The 18731-nt window shown below is 53.7% G+C and carries 16 protein-coding genes; all 16 read right to left on the bottom strand.

Going from position 1 to position 18731, the window contains the following annotated elements; all coding sequences use genetic code 11:
• Nucleotides 1-18: 18 nt before the first annotated feature.
• Entirely contained in the window at nucleotides 19-900 is an 882-nt protein-coding gene (rbsB, locus tag PsAD13_RS14775) for a ribose ABC transporter substrate-binding protein RbsB (protein WP_063318630.1), read from the bottom strand.
• Between the two features lie 29 nt (nucleotides 901-929).
• A complete protein-coding gene (rbsC, locus tag PsAD13_RS14770; protein ID WP_057465239.1) occupies nucleotides 930-1874 on the bottom strand; it encodes a ribose ABC transporter permease in 945 nt (314 codons plus the stop codon).
• A 5-nt stretch (nucleotides 1875-1879) separates the two neighbouring features.
• Nucleotides 1880-3373 (bottom strand): ATP-binding cassette domain-containing protein, encoded by a 1494-nt coding sequence (locus tag PsAD13_RS14765; RefSeq protein ID WP_063288554.1) that lies wholly within the window; start codon nucleotides 3371-3373, stop codon nucleotides 1880-1882.
• A gap of 41 nt (nucleotides 3374-3414) precedes the next feature.
• Nucleotides 3415-3834, bottom strand: coding sequence for a D-ribose pyranase (gene rbsD, locus PsAD13_RS14760; RefSeq protein ID WP_063288553.1), 420 nt, complete (start codon nucleotides 3832-3834; stop codon nucleotides 3415-3417).
• A gap of 378 nt (nucleotides 3835-4212) precedes the next feature.
• Nucleotides 4213-5049, bottom strand: coding sequence for a 5-dehydro-4-deoxy-D-glucuronate isomerase (gene kduI, locus PsAD13_RS14755; RefSeq protein WP_063318629.1), 837 nt, complete (start codon nucleotides 5047-5049; stop codon nucleotides 4213-4215).
• Between the two features lie 91 nt (nucleotides 5050-5140).
• Nucleotides 5141-5899, bottom strand: a complete 759-nt coding sequence (gene kduD, locus PsAD13_RS14750; RefSeq protein WP_063318628.1) for a 2-dehydro-3-deoxy-D-gluconate 5-dehydrogenase KduD — start codon at nucleotides 5897-5899, stop codon at nucleotides 5141-5143.
• 11 nt (nucleotides 5900-5910) lie between these two features.
• Nucleotides 5911-7296 (bottom strand): glycosyl hydrolase family 28 protein, encoded by a 1386-nt coding sequence (locus PsAD13_RS14745; protein ID WP_063318627.1) that lies wholly within the window; start codon nucleotides 7294-7296, stop codon nucleotides 5911-5913.
• The gene (locus PsAD13_RS14740) at nucleotides 7286-8377 is read right to left on the bottom strand and encodes a glycoside hydrolase family 88 protein (RefSeq protein WP_063318626.1); all 1092 of its coding nucleotides are present in this window, start codon (nucleotides 8375-8377) and stop codon (nucleotides 7286-7288) included. Before PsAD13_RS14740 ends, PsAD13_RS14745 begins: the two co-directional genes overlap by 11 nt.
• The gene (locus tag PsAD13_RS14735) at nucleotides 8370-10883 is read right to left on the bottom strand and encodes a hypothetical protein (RefSeq protein ID WP_063318625.1); all 2514 of its coding nucleotides are present in this window, start codon (nucleotides 10881-10883) and stop codon (nucleotides 8370-8372) included. Before PsAD13_RS14735 ends, PsAD13_RS14740 begins: the two co-directional genes overlap by 8 nt.
• A gap of 39 nt (nucleotides 10884-10922) precedes the next feature.
• Nucleotides 10923-12158 carry an HAD family hydrolase gene (locus PsAD13_RS14730; protein ID WP_063318624.1) on the bottom strand — a complete coding sequence of 412 codons (1236 nt, stop codon included), beginning with the start codon at nucleotides 12156-12158 and terminating at the stop codon, nucleotides 10923-10925.
• Nucleotides 12148-13188, bottom strand: coding sequence for an oligopeptide/dipeptide ABC transporter ATP-binding protein (locus tag PsAD13_RS14725; RefSeq protein ID WP_063318623.1), 1041 nt, complete (start codon nucleotides 13186-13188; stop codon nucleotides 12148-12150). The genes PsAD13_RS14730 and PsAD13_RS14725 overlap by 11 nt, the downstream gene beginning before the upstream one ends.
• Nucleotides 13189-13200: 12 nt before the next feature.
• Complete coding sequence (locus PsAD13_RS14720) at nucleotides 13201-14199, bottom strand: ABC transporter ATP-binding protein (RefSeq protein WP_063318622.1); 999 nt, start codon at nucleotides 14197-14199, stop codon at nucleotides 13201-13203.
• Between the two features lie 12 nt (nucleotides 14200-14211).
• Nucleotides 14212-15354: an ABC transporter permease gene (locus PsAD13_RS14715; protein ID WP_063318621.1), complete on the bottom strand. Its 1143-nt coding sequence runs from the start codon at nucleotides 15352-15354 to the stop codon at nucleotides 14212-14214.
• A 7-nt stretch (nucleotides 15355-15361) separates the two neighbouring features.
• A complete protein-coding gene (locus PsAD13_RS14710; RefSeq protein WP_063291949.1) occupies nucleotides 15362-16348 on the bottom strand; it encodes an ABC transporter permease in 987 nt (328 codons plus the stop codon).
• 97 nt (nucleotides 16349-16445) lie between these two features.
• Nucleotides 16446-18101 carry an ABC transporter substrate-binding protein gene (locus PsAD13_RS14705; RefSeq protein WP_244275167.1) on the bottom strand — a complete coding sequence of 552 codons (1656 nt, stop codon included), beginning with the start codon at nucleotides 18099-18101 and terminating at the stop codon, nucleotides 16446-16448.
• A 171-nt stretch (nucleotides 18102-18272) separates the two neighbouring features.
• A complete protein-coding gene (locus PsAD13_RS28510) occupies nucleotides 18273-18395 on the bottom strand; it encodes a hypothetical protein (protein ID WP_275496458.1) in 123 nt (40 codons plus the stop codon).
• Between the last annotated feature and the right edge of the window lie 336 nt (nucleotides 18396-18731).

Raw genomic sequence — 18731 nt, 5'->3', positions numbered from 1 at the left:
TATTCAGATTACTTGCACTTACTTGGTAACAAGCTTCAGCGCAACTGGGGTATACGCATCAACTTTTTCACCTTTGAGGACTTTGTCCGCAGTGTCGACGCCGATGGAACCAATCATGCCAGCTTGCTGCGCAACAGTTGCCAGCATTGTACCTTCTTCAACAGCTTTTACGCCGTCATCAGTACCATCAAAGCCAACAACAAGGATGTCGCGGTTTGCCGATTCAATTGCCTTGATTGCGCCCAGAGCCATTTCATCGTTATGTGCGAAAACAGCGTTGATTTCTGGCTGTGCCTGCAGGATGTTTTCCATCACGTTCAGGCCTTTGGTGCGGTCGAAGTCTGCTGGCTGAACTGCAACCAGTTCAATACCGGAGGCGCCGTGCATTGCTTTTTTGAAACCTGTGCCGCGGTCACGCGCAGCAGATGTTCCTGGAACACCTTCCAGCTCAACAATCTTACCGCTGCCGCGCAGGGTTTCAACGATCAGCTCACCAGCCATTTCGCCGCCGAGGATGTTGTCGGATGCCACGTGGGACTCCACTTTGCCGCGTGCTGCGCCACGGTCGAGTGTGACCACTGGTACGTTTTTGCGGTTTGCAGCGCGGATGGAGCTGGAAACAGCGTCAGAGTCTGTTGGGTTGATGAGCAGGATCGAAACGTTCTTGCTCAGCACGTCTTCCACGTTTGCCAGTTCTTTTGCAGGATCGTTCTGGCTGTCGAGAACAACAATCTTGTAGCCGAGCTCATTTGCGCGTGCTTCAGCACCTTCTTTCAAGGTCACAAAGAACGGATTGTTCAGGGTGGACACGACCAGAGCCAGTGTGTCCTGTGCCATTGATACTGCTGTGGAGCCGAGAAGAAGAGCAGCACCTGCTGCCAAACTTACTAGTTTTTTCATAGAAACCTCCCGAGGTTCAGTTTGATTGCTCACGCGTTTGATTTGCCACGGCTGTCGACGACAACCGCCAGAAGGATAACCGCACCTTTCGCGATCATCTGGTAGTAGGATGAAACATCCATAATATTCAGTGCGTTATTCAACACACCGATAATGAGGGCACCGATGATGGTGCCAAAGATCCGCCCCTTACCGCCTGCAAGGCTTGTGCCGCCGAGAACCACAGCTGCGATTGCATCGAGCTCGTATCCCAGACCGGCAGTCGGCTGAGCGGATTCAAGGCGGGCAGTCAGGATGATGCCTGCTAGTGCGGCGAGCGCTCCGCTGAGGGCGTAGACAAGAATTTTGACTTTTTTGACATTGATACCGGACAGACGGGCCACGTTTTCATTGCCGCCAATGGCGTAAACGTAACGACCGAAACGGGTCTGGCTGAGAACGAACCAGCAGAGCGCGAAGATGACCACCATCAGGATCACCGGGTTCGGAATGCCAAGAATGTAGCCGCCGCCGAACTGGTAGAAGCTTTCAGCCACATCAAAGTAACCCGTAGAGATTGGGCGGCCTTGCGTATAAACCAGCGTCGCGCCGCGGATCATGGTCATGCCAACCAGCGTTGCGATGAACGGCTGAACGTTGAAGTAGCTGATGATCACGCCACTTGTTGCACCAAGGCCCGCGCCAACCATAATGGTGGCGATCAGTGCGATGATGAGCGGCGTATCCATGCCAATGAGACTTGCGCAGATGGCACCAGCGAAGGCCAGAATGGAACCAACCGCCAGATCGATGCCCGCAGTCAGGATCACAAAGGTCATGCCCATAGCGATGACTGCATTGATCGAGGTCTGACGCAGGATGTTGAGCATGTTGTCGATGCCAAGGAAGTTGGCATTGGCGAAGGACACTGCGGCCATCAGGATGATCAGGCCAATCAGAGACTTATTTTCACTGATAAAGTCGTTGAGCTTCATCTGTTTTACCCGTTCGTTTGGCCAGCAACGGCGCAGCGCATAATATTTTCTTGAGTGGCTTCGGCTCGTGAGAACGATCCGGTCAACTTGCCGCTGGACAAGACGTGGATGCGATCAGAGATACCCAAAAGCTCTGGCATGTCGGAGGAGATCAGCAGGATGCAAAGACCCTCTGCCTTCAGCTTGTTGATGAGCGTGTAGATTTCGCGTTTTGCGCCTACATCCACGCCGCGCGTGGGCTCATCAAGAATGAGGACCTTGGGTTCCGGCACCAATGACTTGGCGATGGAGACCTTTTGCTGGTTGCCGCCGGACAGATTGGAGATGATGGTGTTTGCATCTCTGGTCTTGATGGCGAACGCTTCGATGTACTCGCTGATGGTGACGGCTTCAGAGGCTTTGTTGACGAACCCGAGCACATTGCAGAACCGGTCCAGCCCTGTGAGGGACATGTTGGTGCTCAACTCCTGTGACTGGACGAGACCTTCCTGCTTGCGGTCTTCAGTGACGTAGCCGATTTGTGCTTTGACACCATCCTGTGGTGATTTAAGGCGGATTTCTTTGCCATCGATCTTAACTGTGCCGCTGTCGATTGGGTTTGCACCAAAGATTGCCTTGGCAAGTTCTGTGCGCCCTGCTCCAACAAGGCCTGCGAACCCGACAACTTCGCCAGCATTGGCTGTGAAGGAGACTTCTTTTGCGCCATGCGCAGTCAGTTTCTCAACCTCGATACGCACATCACCTGGAGCGGCTGGGACAAACGGATATTGATCGGAAAGTTCCCGGCCCACCATGTGGCGGATCAGGTCGTCCTCAGTGATCTCGGAGACTGGCCCCTGATGGACCATCTCACCATCGCGCAGAATGGCGATGTCATCACACATCTGGAATATTTCGCCCAAACGGTGTGAGATGAACACGAGACCTTTGCCTTGCGCCCGCAGCTCGTCTACGACTTCAAACAGGATTGCTGTCTCAATATCGGTGAGCGCGTCTGTTGGCTCATCCATGATGATCACTTCAGCGTTCAGCGAGAGCGCTTTGGCGATCTCGACCATTTGCTGCTGCGCGATGGAGAGCTTGCCCAGTGGCGTTTTAGGATCGATATCCTGTTTCAACTGAGCGAGGTATTTTTTGCTTTCCCGCTCGATCACATCCCACTGGATTTTACCCAGTTTGGTGGGTTCCCGGCCCAGATAGATGTTCTCGGCAACGGACAGTTCAGGCAGCAGATTAAGCTCTTGGTGGATAATACCAATTCCGGCATCCATGGACTGACGTGCCGTGGTGAACCTGACCTTTTTGCCCTTGTAGGTCACCGTGCCTGCATCGCGCTGATAGATGCCCGATATAATTTTCATCAGGGTTGATTTACCAGCTCCGTTTTCACCGGCCAGCGCCACAACGCGCCCAGCCCGGATCGTCAGATCAACGGATTTGAGCACGTTGATCCCGGAGAAGGATTTTTCAATTCCCTGAAGTTCAAGAAGGGTTGTCACTGGGTGTCCTCTCCCAAAGCCCGAATTATCTCAGATTTCCCTCAGAACGTTACGCCTGAATAAAAAATCACATTGGCGTAGGGCGTGCATTCTCCCGTGCGCACCACCGCCCGGCATTTACCAGTTAATGCCTTGAATTCCTCATGAGAGACAGTTGTGGTCTCTACGCTGTTGCCTTGACACTTTGCGATTTCGGCAATGAGTGAACGCAGGCGCAAGTGATAAGCTGGCTGGTGTTCAATCAGCTCTTCAGCAATGACAACCCGCTCTACCTGCATCTCAGCTGTGATCGCGCTTGCCGTTTCCAGCATGCCCGGCAAACCCTTTGTAATGGCAAGGTCGATGCGCTCGACATCCTTGGAAATTGGGAGCCCGGCGTCTCCAACACACAGACCATCCCCATGGCCCATATGAGAGATAATGCTAGAGACCGGAGCGTTTAAAAGTACGCCCTTCTTCATTGCAGCAGTTCCTCCGCGTTGTCTCGATTGAAGAGACGTTAGCAGGCGCGTATGGGTTACGCAACCGTTTGCGCAAACGTTTGCGCGAGTCAATTTCTGGAATTCCTCTAGTTTAATTCAGGCATACTGAAAGAGCATTTGCCCTGATCAACAAGGGTTAAGCGCAAAAATATCAGAGGTTATATGGCTTTATTGCGGATGCACTCTGGTCGCCTGAAGCACGCTAAAAGCAAGAGCCTGCCCTACAACTGAGACAATTTGCGCCTATTTTTCCATACTTAGATCTTGGGGATATTGAACCAAGCATCCTTCAGGCAATCAAAAAGCCCCGCTCCTTTTCAGAGCGAGGCTTGAGTCATTTCAAAGACTAGCAGTTGTTTATTTCAGATCAGGAACTGCGATGTGGTCCATGTCGGTGAACTCCTGATTTTCACCGGTCATACCCCAAATGAAGGTGTAGGACTGGGTGCCGACACCGCTATGGATGGACCAGCTTGGGGAGATCACTGCCTGCTCGTTGTGAACGAACAAGTGGCGGGTTTCCTGCGGTTCCCCCATCATATGCACAACGGCGGCATCGTCTTTCATGTTGAAGTAGAAATATACTTCCATACGACGATCATGGGTATGCGCTGGCATGGTGTTCCAGATGGAGCCCTGATGCAGTTTGGTCATGCCCATGAGCAATTGACAGGTTGGGAGTACATCCGGCACGAAGTACTTGTTGATCGTGCGTTCATTGCAGTTTTCAGCATCGCCCAGAGTGACCGGAGAGGCTTCTGCCAGTGTGACCCTCTTGTTTGGATAGGTTTTATGAGCCGGGGCACAGTTGTAATAAAGCTTGGCCGGGTTCTGCTTATCGATGCTTTTGAAAGACACATCTTTTGCACCCATACCAACGTAAAGCGCTTCTTCCTGTGCGATTTCGTAGGTTTCACCATCTACTGTGATGACAGCCGGGCCACCCACGTTGATGAAGCCGATTTCGCGGCGTTCCAAAAAGTAGGAAACGCCCAGCTTCTTGCCGTAGTCTGCCGCCAAGACGACTTCTGTGTTCACCGGCATCACACCACCTACTATGATGCGGTCTACGTGGCTGTAGGTCATGGTGATTTCATCGGCAGCAAATATGCTTTCAATGAGGAACTCACGGCGCAAGCCTTCTGTATCCAATGTTTTAGCGTGGTCGCTGTGAATTGCTTGTCTTACTTCCATGGTGTTCTCCTAAAATTCGGCAATTGAGCGCACTTTTCCAGTCGCTCAATTTTTCAACTGCGCGTTATTTGCATTTGGCTTTGTATTTCAGTTAGCGGGCGAGCCAACCGCCATCGACAGCAATGGTGAAGCCGTTGACATATGAGGCTGCCTCAGACGCGAGAAATACGCATGGTCCTGCAACATCCGCCGGTTCGCCCCAGCGCTCCGCCGGAATGCGTTCCAGAATGGCCTGATTACGATCAGCATCTGCCCGGAGCGCTGCGGTGTTGTTGGTTGCCATGTAACCGGGTGCGATCGCGTTGACGTTGATGCCGTGTTTCGCCCACTCATTTGCCAATGCACGGGTCAGGCCCAGAACAGCGCTTTTGGAGGCTGTGTAAGATGGCACGCGAATACCGCCCTGATAGGAAAGCATGGAAGCAACATTGATGATTTTGCCGCCGCTGCCCTGCTTCACGAACTGCTTTGCAACCAGCTGAGAGAGGAAGAAGAGTGAGCGGATGTTGAGGTTCATCACCGCATCCCAATCGTCTTCTGAGAAGTCCAGAGCCTCTTCGCGGCGGATGATGCCTGCGTTGTTGACGAGAATATCAACCTGACCTGTGGCCGCAACAGCATCAGCCACGATGCCCGGCAGAGCTTCCTTGTTACTCAGGTCGGCACGCAGATCGAAGAACTTGCGGCCTGTTTCCGCCATCAAGTCCACGGTCTCTTTTGGTTCGACCACGTTGACGCCGACCACATCACAGCCCGCCTTTGCCAGACCAACGGCCATGGCCTGACCGAGGCCTGTATCACAGCCGGTTACAATTGCGGTTTTTCCATTCAAATCAAACTGTTTCAGCATATGTCCTATTCCTAAACAACACTGTGAGAACTTGCAGGTTTGCTGAAGCAAACGTTGGTGACATGGCCGAGTTCCGCCTCTTCCGTCGACCAGCCTTTCGGCAGCGGTGCGGGTCTGTGGATCACAACATCATTGCAACGGACGTTGTTGGCATGATCCAGCCAGAGGCCCGGCAATCCGTTCGGATAGGGTTCAAGGCCGAGGACTTGCCCTGCCTCGTTTTTGACCCATGCGTTGCGGCGGCCTTGCTCGGGATTATCAAGCAGGTTCACATCGTGCGGGCTTGGGCGCAGGTCGAGATAGTAGGCATCCGAGAACTTGCCGGTTTCCAGTGTGAGCTGGATGTTGCTGAGCGAGACGCTCTCGATCTTCTGGGTTTCGTGACCGACAATGTTGATCGCTCCTTGAGCGCGACCCGTGATGCCATCAGCAGATACATCGCGCACGTAACCCGGCACGTCGCCAGCGACACGCGGCAAAGCATTAATGGTGATCGCCTCTCCGCTGCCCCAAAACCCATCCGGCGTCTGCTCACACTGCACGGTGCAGTTGGAGAAGCGAATACGCTCGATATCTCCGCCATCACGGGAGAAGATGCCAAAAGCGCGGTTGGATTCGGTGATTGTGCAGGTGGTGAACAGAACATCCCGCACATCCTGATAGGTTTCCGTGCCGATCTTTAGCGCGCAAGACTTTGAGGAGAGAATGGAGTTGCTGACGATGATCCGTTCTGCCGGACCGTTGAGGCTTTCATCTTCTTTGCGGCAGGTTTTTACGCAAACCGCATCATCGGCTGCGCGGATCACGCAGTTGAAGATGGAGGCATCGGTGCAGCTGTCGAAGTTGATGCCATCGGTGTTTGGCATACGCATATCATTGAGAATGCGTAGACCTTCTGCCTTTACCTGATGACAGGCGATCAGGTGGATGGTCCACATGGGTGCTTCGACAATGGAAATGCCAGTCAGACTGACGTCTTTGCAGTTTTCGAAGACGACGATACGCGGGCGTAGCATCTTGGGCCAGAACGTCCCTTCAAAGAGACCTTCACGACCGCACCATTTTGCGCTGTGGCCATGAATGGACCCGCTGCCGGAAATAGAGATGCCTTGCTGATCGCGCGCTGTGATGAAGGCGCGATCGGAGTCCTCTGCGATGACAGAGACTTTGCCTGCTTCATAGTCTGCATAGTTGGTGGAGCAGGAAACCTCACAGCCGTTTGGCAGGTGCAGGCCTACAAAAGACTTGAGTTTCAGCGCCTTTGAGACCCACTGCCCTCTTGGCAGCACGACCTGACCACCGCCAGCTGCGTGAACTGCATCAATTGCTTGCTGGACGGCCTGCGTTATGTCTTTTTCGCCGTCTGAGACAGTGACATGGTGTGTATTAAGCGACATCTTGCAATAATTCCTCAGCGGCAAGAAGTTCAATCAAAAGAAGGCTTGCCAGTGCCTGCCCGTATGGTGTGGGAGTGTTCGGAATGTTCCGATAGAACTCAAAATCGTGCCCCATGGCCGTACCATCGGAGACTTCCTGCACGATCCCAGTTGCATCAATCCGCTGCAGAACCGCAGCCGCAGCCTTAAGCGCTGGTTGCAAGTAGCTTTCCGGCAGGATACCTGTTCTCACGCCCCGCAGCAGACCGTAGGCAAAGCCTGCGGTGGCGGAGGTTTCTGGTGGGGAATCCGGCTGATCTAGAAGAGTTGGCCACATGCCGTCTTCCAACTGGAGAGGCAGCAAGGCTTCCACCTGACGGCGGTAGAGCGCTTTAATCTGGCGTGCTGCCGGACCATAACGTTCGCCGACCAGCTCAAACAGTTCCGGCACGGCTATCGTGATCCACGCATTGCCGCGGGCCCAGAAAGCTTGCGCGTAGTTGTGGTTCCCCAGGAACGTCCAGCCATGATACCAGAGGCCGCTCACCGGATCTGACAGGTACCGGCCATGGACAAGGAACTGGTAGTAGGCTTCTTCCACCCAATCCGGGTGGTTCAGCCAATCACCAGCCACCCCCATGAACAGGCCTGCCATGAACAGCGTGTCATCCCAGAGCTGACCGTCATTCTCCCGCTCCTTGACCAGATGCTGGAAGCCGTCATCAACGGTTTTCGGCATATCGTTGATCAACCACTCAGCCCAATCGGTCACAATCTGCTTCCAGCGCTGGTTGTTGGTTTCTCGAGCCAGCAAGGCAAGGCAGAGCATGGGTGCTGTTGAGTTGATCTGGCGCGGAGGCAAACCGCGGGCGATCTGCATGTCATACCAGTTGGCGAGGTTGCGCTTCATGCGCTCATCACCTGTCTTGCAGGCATGCTTGTAAAAGCCGTAGAGACCCACACCGACTTCCCAGTCCCATTCATCAAAGTGAATGGAGCCGTCATTGTCGAGTTCTGACGGGGTATCGTTGATGCCCTTCAGACTGCGGAAGCCATCTGCTGTCAGAGCCAGAGCGTCTTCAAGCCTGGATGTCTCAAACATGAGCTTCCTCCTGAGTTAAGCTGGACTGATCAAGCCGTTTCAGACCGATGCGTGGAACCGGGCTGAGGTTTTCGAAGACACTTTGCTTGCCGTTGACACGCAACTCGCCTTCCCAATTGAGTGAGAGGTTGCCCTGCCCCTTGATCGCAGCGCTTAAGGACAATGTTTCTGCATTCCAGCTGATGTTGCAGGCGAGCAGACGTGCCTTGAACTCTGCGAAGGTTTCGGTTTGAGCTGCCCCTGTTACGGTCACCCATGCATTGCGGCGTCCTGAACTGCGGAACTCAACACCGGCAAAGCAGCCGGTTTGCAGTGGCTCCATGCCATTTGCGGTGTAGAAGGCGGTGAAACCATCTTTGACACGAGCAAAGAGCCAGTTGCCAGTGAGCTCATGCTCATCGCAGATGTGCAGAGGTGCATAGAGGTGGGTGAAGTCAACCTCGTTTTCGGCGGCATTGAAAATCATCAGACCAGCCGCGCCCGTTTGATCCGCACGCGGAAGCGTTCCGTTGCCGGACCAGTAAGAAGGCCGACCACTGCCCCAAACCTGGGTTTCACCTGGATGGTTGATCCAGAACCGTGCGTATGGATTGCCTGCGAGCATGACATCCTGCACATGCTGCTGGTGGCCGTGTTGCCCGGTTTTGTGGTCTACGACGGTAGAAAGCTGTGCGTCCGCAGTTTTGTAAAGCTTCAGCTTACCTGCGTGCTCATGGCCCTGCGCGTAGCTGGTTTCCAGTGCACGTCCTTCAGGTACCGACGCATATGTGCTGGTTTCTTCCGGTGGCGTGTAGTCGCTCAGCGCAATCAGCGTTGAGGCGAAGTTGCCGGAGGACACAAACCCGTTGCCCCATGCGAAATGGCAAAGTGTTGCCAGTTCACTTGCCGGGCCTGCGAAGATATCCTTGTCGTAACACCGCCCCATGGAGCCAGCAGGCAGGCCGGACTGGGTGTGCAGGGCCATCATCTGGAAGATGGAGTCCATGAGCGCTTTGGAGCGATCACGGATGTCAGCATCCGGTGCCAGATGATACAGTGCTGTCAGGCCGATAAAGTCGATCGGGTAGTATGGAATGGAGTTCCACTCTGCCAGACCGTCCCGTTCCACGGTTTCAAACCACTTCAACAGCCGCTCATAGCCAACCTGTTTTTGCTGCTGGCCCTGTCTGCCAGAACAGAGGAAGAGATCTTCCGGGAACATGGTTCCAGCAAGGTACTGGGAGGCATGGAAGCAGAGCGTGTGGTTTTCACTCCAGAACCACATGGCATCGTTACCCGGTTCATCAAACCAGTAGCGGAAGCCGAGAATTGTAGAGCGGACACGGCGCCAGGTTTGCTCTGAGAACTTTGTCCATGCATGATCTTTCCAGATCCAGAGCAATGACAGGAACGCAAAGTCGGCGCAATCTTCGCGGCGGGAAATCTTGCTCAGCGCTTCAAGAAGCAGCTTCTCGGCTGTGTCCAGATCAATGCCCGCATGTAGCTTTGCCAAAGCATGGGAGAGATGGCTTTCGCCTGTCTGTGCGCTGGATGTTAAGAGCTCATTGCGGCGCTCTTCCAGTGTTGAGCCAGTGCCCTTTTCCAGATCCTTCAGACAGACAACGCCCACTTCCCGTGCAACACCAAGGCCTTGGGTGAACAAGGTGACCCGCACGAGGTTGGTGGCCGGAGCCAGATCATCGACACGTGGACCGACCAGACGATTTGCGCCTTTAGGCAAGGTGTAGGTGCCCTTACTGCCCGCCAGCGTTGGCTTCAGCAATGGCAGGGTTTCAACGTGGATCTGAGTGTCTTCTGGCAAGGAGCCTTCAAACTGCAGTTCCACATCTCCTTCAGAGTAATAGAGCTTGTCTGGCTGGACGCTGGAGATAAACGCTTCAGCTGTTTTCAGGGCCTCCGCATCGTATGTAGCGCTCAGGCCGACTTGCAGATCAGCGTCAGTTTCCTCTGAGCCCTCATAGAGAAGCTCGAGAGAATAAACGGTGTCGCGCTCGGCAATGTCTTCCAGATGCACGATGATTTCATTCGCACCTTTGGACAGAGCAAGCGTTTCAAGGCTTTCCTGCGGTTTATTGCGAACCAGAGGCTCGAATGCAAAACCGGGCTCACCGTTCACCCAAACACGTACACCGCCGGCTGTGCGGACGCGGAACTGATAGTTCCCTGTAGCTGGTGCGTTCACCACACAGCGCAAAACGCGTTGCAGATGGGTTGGGCAGAACCAGAAGCCACTGAAGTCCAACACGGACTGTGACGGCTGGATGCGAGTTTCAGCCAGTTGGGAATCATGCGGACACGGAACATCCCTGCCCTTCATGTCATTCCAGAAGGCAATGCGGCATGGGAGGTCGCCGACATCGGTAAAACCGTTGATGTAGGTGTAGTTCACCTTGTCGGGCAGAGTATCTGCCTCGCCAGCAAAGGGTGTCTCCGTCAGCCCAGAGACCTCCCAATAGCTTAAGGGCTCACCCTTTTTGATCTGCCAGGGGAATTGTGTCTTTGGCACAAAACCACTCCTTGTAAATGGGGTATCTTTTAAAGGACTTCAGGTAAGCGAAAGCTCGATTTGCTCGATACAACTGACCAGCTCGTGAAGCGATGCAATGGTACGGGTTGACTCTTCACTGGCATCTGTCGGCATCACATTGCGGCGCTGCGTCCATTTATGGAAGATGCTCTTGTGACCTGCTTCGTTCGCACCTTTGATGTCACGTTCAAGGTTGTTGCCAACCATGACGATACTGCCTGCATCTGCTTCGCTCAGGCCGAGTGAAGACATAGCGCACTCAAACATTCTGTAATCTGGCTTCAGAACACCCACATCACCTGAAATGGTGTGGCTTTCGAAATGGTCCCACAGGTCGTGCTGTCCCAGAATATTCTCAAAGGTTGCGCTTGGGCCGTCAGCCACGAGAGCAAGGCGGTAGCCGCGGGCAGCCAGCGTGTTCAGCGCTTCACGGGCATGTGGCAGGAGCTCAGCACCGTAGGCGACATCACTGCCTTCCTTTTTAATCTCAGTGCCTTCATCGATGAGCGTGTCACCACAATCCAGAAAGATGGCTTTGAGATGCGGAAGGATTTCGCGCAGATCATTGATGAGGTACTTCACACGCTCAGGGATCCAGCTTTCCGCACGAACCCATGGCACCAGATCGCCTTCAGCACAATCCCAGCGCAGAGTTTCGCCGTAGGATGGTTCCATCATCAAACGCTGCATTTGCAGGCGTGCGAGGCGGTGTTCATATGGAGTGACCTCACCAAACTCTTGCGAGAATGGATTCCCCATATGAACACCATGTAACCCCGCCCCCAACGAGCACTCGTAACGGGTGTGAGCTTCACGTTCCTTCATGGCATCACGGGATGCAAAGTGGGCGTGTTTGCCAGGTTCCGCCCAAAGCGTGACGCGGCCATTTTCAATTGGCAGCGCGTCACCGTTCTTCATTTCAACGCGCTTGCCGTGCTGAGATGCTTCAACGGCGACAACCTGATCGTCTGCATCGAGATGAACCCAGATGTGTTCCAGGTCGTAAAGATGCTGAATGTCATAGTCCCAGAAGATCGCGTATTCGATGACGCGGTCAGCTTTAGGCGCAATCTCAAACTTGCTGCTTGGAGACTTGGCTGCCTCCAAAAAGACCGTGAACCCAATAGCGGTCGGGCGCCATGGTTCTGATCTGTCCAGTCGCAGCACTGGCGCAAATTTACGCGCAAGGTTGAGTTCGTCGGTTTCCTGAAGACCCTGCCTCAAGGCAATGAGGCTTCCGTTTTTATTGGTCATAGTTGGCCCCTTGTAGCTTCAGGTCAGCAGAGTGGTGGCAGCGGACGAACCTACCACCTGCTGTTTCAGTCAATTCCGGATTGGACATGTGGCAAAGCTCAGACGCATGCGGACACCGGCTGGCAAACGCACAGCCCACTGGCAGGTTCGCCGGATCGGCTACCTCCCCTTTCACGAGGCCACGTTTCTTGGCACGGGCACGCTTTGGGTCAGGGATTGGGATAGCGGCCAGCAGTGCTTCTGAGTATGGATGCAGCGGCTGTTCAAAGAAGCTGGCTGTGTCTGCCACCTCAACCAAACGCCCTGCATACATCACGCCAATGCGATCACTGATGTGTTCCACCATACTCAGGTCATGGGTGATGAAGAGATAGGTCAGCCCCATCTGCTCTTGCAGGTCCTGCAGCAGGTTGATGGTCTGCGCAGCGATGGACACATCCAGTGCTGATACGGATTCATCAGCTGCGATGAATGTCGGGTTCAATGCCAATGCGCGAGCAATGCCGATGCGCTGGCGCTGACCACCACTGAATGCGTGAGGATAGCGGCTCATGTTCTCAGGGCGCAGGCCCACTTTGCTTAACAGATCCGCAACACGGTCTTCCAGTTCGCTCTTGTTGGTCAAGCCGATGTTGACGAGCGGTTCGCTGACCAATTGCAGCAGTGTCATACGTGGGTTGAGCGATGCATAAGGATCCTGAAAGATCATTTGCATGTGCTGGCGTAACTTGCGCATTTCAGCTTCGGACTTGTGCGTCAGGTCATGCCAGACACCATCCGGATCTTTGAAGCGTATTTTCCCGCCGGTCGGTTCATAAGCTCGCAGCAAAGCACGTGCGGTGGTGGATTTTCCGGAGCCACTTTCACCCACAATGCCCAGAGTTTCGCCTTTTCTGATGTAAAAAGACACGTCATCTACGGCTTTGACTGCGCCCTGCTCTCTGCCCAGAAATCCCTTTTTAATCGGGAAGTGCATCTGCAGTTTTTCAACACTGATCAGCGCATCATCAGGTACATGAATATTTGTCATGAGAGTTCGCCCTTATGCCTGATGGAGATGGCAGCGCGCCATCTGATCGTTTTCAAAATACGTCAGCTCAGGGATCTGGCTGGTGCATTTGCCTGCCACCTTTTCAGCGCAGCGCGTGTGGAACACGCAGCCTGTTGGCAGGTTGAACGGATCAGGCACCATGCCTTCGATTGTTTGCAGACGGCGACGCTTTTGCCCATCCAAACGCGGGATGGATTGCAGCAGTGCACGGGTGTACGGGTGCTTTGGATTGTAGAAAATGTCATCTACGGCAGCCGTTTCCACCGCATTGCCCAGATACATAACCGAGACACGATCTGCGATTTCTGCCACCACACCGAAGTTATGGGTGATGAAGATCACTGCCATGTTCAACTCGTCCTGCAAGGACATGATGAGATCGAGGATCTGCGCTTCTGTGGTCACATCCAGCGCGGTTGTCGGCTCATCAGCCAGCAACAGGCTTGGGTTACAGGAAAGCGCCATGGCGATCATGGCACGCTGTCGCATGCCGCCAGAGAGCTGATGTGGGTACTTTTTGAGCATTTCCATAGGCTTTGGCATTTGCACCATAGCCAGCAGATCTGCTGCCCGTTCCACCTGTGCCTTCTTGGAAAGGTCCGTATGCAGGCTTAGCGTGGTCATGATCTGTTTGCCGATGGAATGCACCGGACTGAGAGCTGTCATAGGCTCCTGAAAAATCATACCTACGTGGCCGCCACGCAGTTCACGCATCTTCCGGCTTTCTCGCTTTTCAGCAAGGATATCGACAACTTCGCCATCGCTCTTGCGGAACTTTACAGAACCATTGGTGACTGTTGCGTTACGGGGCAGCAGGTTCATGATGGAGCGGGCACTCAGGGACTTTCCGCTGCCGCTTTCGCCTACGATGCCGAGCACTTCACCTGGTTTGACCGAAAAGTTGACGCCATTAACGGCTTTGACGGTCCCCTCACGCATTTCAAAGCAAATGTTGAGATCTTTGATTTCGAGAATGGTTTCATCCTGCATGATCCGTTCTCCTTATTTCTGATAGGGATCGGCAGCATCACGCAAGCCATCGCCGAGGAAGTTGAAAGCAAGGATTGTCACAACAATCGCCACGCCAGGAATGAGGAGCCACGGTGCCAGAGCGATTGAGCGCAGATTCTGAGCATCCTGTAGCAGCACACCCCAACTGATGACCGGAGGACGCAGACCCAGACCAAGGAAGCTGAGTGCTGTCTCACCGAGGATCATCTCCGGGATTGCCAATGAGATTGCTGCGATCACATAGGACGTCATGGATGGCAGCATGTGACGGGTCACGATGCCGGTTTTGGAGGCACCAGACAGACGAGCTGCCAGCACGAAATCCTGATTGCGGATGGTCATGAAGTGGCCACGCACCACACGGGCAAGGTTGGTCCAGCCGATTAATGCCAGAATGACCGTGATGAGCAAGTAAACGAGGATCGGATCCCAATTCACCGGAAGAGCAGCTGCCAAACCAAGCCAGAGCGGGATGGTTGGAATGGAGCGGACGAGTTCGGCCATGCGCTGGATGACGGTATCAATTGTTCCGCCGATGAGACCTGCCAGACTGCCGAGTGTAATACCGATCACGAAGGAGAAGAACACGCCGATCAAACCAACGGAGAGCGTGACACGAGCGCCATAGACCAAACGAGAGAACAGGTCACGACCGAGTTTGTCTGTCCCCAGGATGTAAACCCGGTTGCGACGACCTTCGACGCCGAACAAGCGCAGTTTGGTTGGGACGAGACCCCAGAACTTGTATTTGTCACCTTCGACGAAGAACCGAATGCGATTGATCTTGCTGGTATCTTCCTCAAAAGAAAGACGAGCGGTTTCCGGATCACGTTGGCGCTTCAGGCCATAGACGAACGGGCCCTGGAACGTGCCATCCTCGCTAAACAGGTGGATGGACTGCGGCGGCACGAACGGGTGAAGCCTGTTGTGCTTGAATGGATCATACGGCGCCAGAAAACCAGCGAATGCAGCAACCAGATAAAGCAGGATGATCACGCCCAGAGACCACAGGGCCAGTTTATGTTTTTTGAAACGCCACCACATCAGGGTCAGTGGCTTGGCGGTGTAGGAGGAGTTCTCCTTCACCTCGACTGCAGGTTCAACAACAGTATCACTTAAAGTTTGCTCTGACATAGTGCCCTCACGAATGACGAATGCGTGGATCGGTCAGCACCAGCAGGATGTCTGAAAGCAACGTGCCGATGATGGTGAAGACGCTCAGTATGAGAATGAAGCCACCAGCCAGATACATGTCCTGGTTCTGCAAGGAGCGCAGAAGCAGTGGGCCGGTTGTCGGGAGGTTCAGCACCACTGCTGTGATGACATCGCCAGAAATGAGTGCAGGCAATGCCCAACCTACGGTGGAGATGAACGGGTTGAGAGCAACGCGCACCGGGTAGCGCCAGACGACCTGTCGTTCGCTTAAGCCTTGTGCATAGGCGGTCTCAACATACGGTTTGCCCAGCTCTTCCAGCATATTGGCGCGCATGATGCGCAACAGGCCAGCTGCACCACCGGTAGAGAGTACGAGAACGGGTACCCAAAGGTGGGAGAGAAGGTCGCCGAATTTAGCAAAGGACCACGGTGCATTTTCGTAGGCTGGCGAGAACAATCCGCCAACGTGGAAGTTGAAGTAGAGGAAGCCCATCCACATCAGCACCAAGGCGAGTAGGAAGTCTGGAATACCGCGCCCGAGGAAGCCAAGAACGGTGAACAGATGGTCAAGGAATGAATACTGACGCGTGGCGGAATATACGCCGATTGGAATAGCGATCGTCCATGTCATCAACAATGAGAGCATGGAGATCAGCAGGGTGAGACCGATACGATCCCAGATCAGCTCAGATACCGGAAGTTTCCAGTCGAGAGACAGCCCGAAGTCACCATGAAGCAGGATTCCGCCGATCCATGTGAGGAACTGCTCGTACATTGGACGGTCCAAACCAAACTCATGACGAATGTGAGCAGCTGTTTCCGCATCAATAACTTCACCAGTTTCTACCAGTTCTGCAATGTATGCTGTTACATAATCACCCGGTGGAAGCTGAATGATAACGAATGTGGCAATCGTGATAACGATCAATGTCGGGATCGACCACAGTAGGCGATGCGCAATATAACCTGCCATATCCCTTTTCCGTTTTATTGTACTTGTAAGGACGCATTGAAGTTGTGAACTGGCGGCGGCATCGGGATCGCCACCGCCAGTTCAACCGCAAGGCAGGTTAATCTTGGGAGAAATAGAGCTGCTGCGGATATGCGAGGCCAACGCCGCGTAACGCGTCGTCGTGGACGAACCCCGCAGGGAAGTTTTTCAGGCTGTTTTTGCGCACGTAGATTGCAGGCGTTTCACCAACGAGCCCCACATGCCAACCGTATTGTTTGTGCAAGGTCACCATCTGCTGCGCATAGGTATTAGCTTCTTCAAGGCTATGTGCAGTCTGGGCGCTTTCCCATGCTTTCCAGACTTCTCTGATCGGATGATCTTTCGGCGGCTCTTCACCGGCCTTACCGTTGGTGCTCCACCAGTTGAAGTAGCTCTGTGCAAAGCCATAGCGACCAAGGAACCGAAGCGGGTCAGCTGTAATGACGGAGGAACGATCAAACGTGTCGAGGACCATATCGAAGTCCGCCGTATCAACGTGCTGCTGGTAGAGCGTGCGATCGATGATACGCACCAGAACTTCAATGCCAACATCCTGCCAGTAGGTACGGACCACTTCGAGCAGTTCACCCTGGATGTCCCAGCGAGTTTCCAGCACGAGGCTGAGACGACGGCCATCTGGCATCAGACGATAGCCATCCCCATCTTGCTCGGTCAGGCCGATCGCATCCAGAAGCTCTGCAGCTTTGTCCGGGTCATACTCTGTCCAACGCGCTTCAGCTTCCTCGTCGTAGAATGGAGAACCGGAGATCGGCGAAGCCTGACGCGCCTCACCTAAACCGGAGAACGCCAGTTCGTTGATGGTTTCGCGGTCAACTGAGATGTTTAGTGCTTCGCGGAAGCGAATGTCTTCAAACAGAGCCTGCTTGACTTCATCTTTGGAATTGAGGTTCGGAATGATCGACCATGTCAGCGCCTTGGTCCATTTTTCAATGGTGTAGTCGCCCTTGGCCTCGTTTTCCTTCAGCAATGTGAAGTCAGCCACATTGATGTGGCGGTTTTGGAGGTCAATCTCGCCCTGAATCGCCATGAAGTTGATGGCTTGCGGATCCTGGAACAGGCGGTGCTCAATCTGGTCGATGTAAGGAAGCTGGTTTCCTTCTGCATCCACGCCGTAGTAATAAGGATTGCGCTCCATAACCACGGTGTCGGAGGGCGGTGGTGTCTTCACGCGCCATGCGGTGAGAACCGGCATATTGGGGTTGAACCACCACGCCTGAATTTGGCCTTTGGAATCCCAAAGATCTGTCCATTTCTTGGCACCATACTTGGCAATGGCTGCCTCCAGCTTGGCAGGATCAGCGTAGGCTGGGTGGTAGTCTTTGAGGTAGTGGAATGGCTCAATAAAGCCTGGGCGATCCAAGCCCGGACGGCCTGTGCTTTCCTTGGCCAGAACGGTCAGGAACAGCGGGTATGGCTTCTCAAAGGAAACAGTGAAGGTATAATCATCAGCAAAAGACAGCTTCATTGGCACACCGTTGGAGGTGTACAGCGCTTTGATGGATGGCATCAGGTCTTCGTTGAGGAAGACGTCTTCATACCAGAACCGCACATCGCGGGTGGTGACGGGAGCACCGTCAGACCAGCGCAGACCTTCGCGGATTGTAAAGGTGAACTCACGAGCGTCCTCACTTGCAGAGTATTCGCCGATCCAGCCTGGAACCAGAGACAGGTTCTTGTCTCCATCCATGTAGGTTTCAACCACACGCTCTTCCATGAGCTTGGTTGGCCCCAACGGTCGCTTGGACCTTTGAACGCACGCTTCAGGACACCACCATAGGTCCCGATGCTGTCGTAGACAGGAATAACGCGTGGATTTTTCGGCAGACGCTCTTCAACCGGTGGCAATTGACCGGCTTCAACCAACTGCTTGAGCATGGGCGCCTCGTTATAGGCCCAGCCATTGGCGGCCAGAAACGGCAGCGTCAAAGCAGCAATCGACGTGAGTGTAACGCTCTTCATCAAATTCTCCCCCAACACGTTTTGCCAGATCCTCCCCGCCAAAACGCATTACTTCTATTAATGCAACAAGCCCACCCCACTGCACATCGCAGCCTGAATATGACCTTGTTGACAATCGGTTACCTGGCAAAGATGACAGGAGCCCCGTTTGACAACAAGGCGCCTTTATGAAAACTTTTTCATGATTGGTTCTTCAACTTACTTGAAGGTCATCACTCAATCTGGCTCATTTGCCACCAAAAGTTGGGCAATGCAGATTTTCTTGTATTTATTCATCAGCTTAGATCATAATAACGAATGCGACTGCGAAGTTGTTTGTGTATCAAATGCGTATTGGATAAGTAATATTCATCAATCAGTTCCTTTCAGTGATACACAGCAGCAC

The organism is Pseudovibrio sp. Ad13 (assembly GCF_001623225.1).
GTDB lineage: Bacteria > Pseudomonadota > Alphaproteobacteria > Rhizobiales > Stappiaceae > Pseudovibrio.
Note: the sequence above shows the minus strand (reverse complement) of the source record. Positions and strands in the feature narration are given on the sequence as shown.

What these genes read in the sequence shown, in the direction of transcription:
- rbsB (WP_063318630.1), bottom strand. Translation starts at nt 900, where the DNA reads ATGAAAAAACTAGTAAGTTTGGCAGCAGGTGCTGCTCTTCTTCTCGGC.
- rbsC (WP_057465239.1), bottom strand. Translation starts at nt 1,874, where the DNA reads ATGAAGCTCAACGACTTTATCAGTGAAAATAAGTCTCTGATTGGCCTG.
- rbsD (WP_063288553.1), bottom strand. Translation starts at nt 3,834, where the DNA reads ATGAAGAAGGGCGTACTTTTAAACGCTCCGGTCTCTAGCATTATCTCT.
- kduI (WP_063318629.1), bottom strand. Translation starts at nt 5,049, where the DNA reads ATGGAAGTAAGACAAGCAATTCACAGCGACCACGCTAAAACATTGGAT.
- kduD (WP_063318628.1), bottom strand. Translation starts at nt 5,899, where the DNA reads ATGCTGAAACAGTTTGATTTGAATGGAAAAACCGCAATTGTAACCGGC.
- PsAD13_RS14745 (WP_063318627.1), bottom strand. Translation starts at nt 7,296, where the DNA reads ATGTCGCTTAATACACACCATGTCACTGTCTCAGACGGCGAAAAAGAC.
- PsAD13_RS14740 (WP_063318626.1), bottom strand. Translation starts at nt 8,377, where the DNA reads ATGTTTGAGACATCCAGGCTTGAAGACGCTCTGGCTCTGACAGCAGAT.
- PsAD13_RS14730 (WP_063318624.1), bottom strand. Translation starts at nt 12,158, where the DNA reads ATGACCAATAAAAACGGAAGCCTCATTGCCTTGAGGCAGGGTCTTCAG.
- PsAD13_RS14725 (WP_063318623.1), bottom strand. Translation starts at nt 13,188, where the DNA reads ATGACAAATATTCATGTACCTGATGATGCGCTGATCAGTGTTGAAAAA.
- PsAD13_RS14720 (WP_063318622.1), bottom strand. Translation starts at nt 14,199, where the DNA reads ATGCAGGATGAAACCATTCTCGAAATCAAAGATCTCAACATTTGCTTT.
- PsAD13_RS14715 (WP_063318621.1), bottom strand. Translation starts at nt 15,354, where the DNA reads ATGTCAGAGCAAACTTTAAGTGATACTGTTGTTGAACCTGCAGTCGAG.
- PsAD13_RS14710 (WP_063291949.1), bottom strand. Translation starts at nt 16,348, where the DNA reads ATGGCAGGTTATATTGCGCATCGCCTACTGTGGTCGATCCCGACATTG.
- PsAD13_RS14705 (WP_244275167.1), bottom strand. Translation starts at nt 18,101, where the DNA reads ATGGAAGAGCGTGTGGTTGAAACCTACATGGATGGAGACAAGAACCTG.
- PsAD13_RS28510 (WP_275496458.1), bottom strand. Translation starts at nt 18,395, where the DNA reads ATGCGTTTTGGCGGGGAGGATCTGGCAAAACGTGTTGGGGGAGAATTT.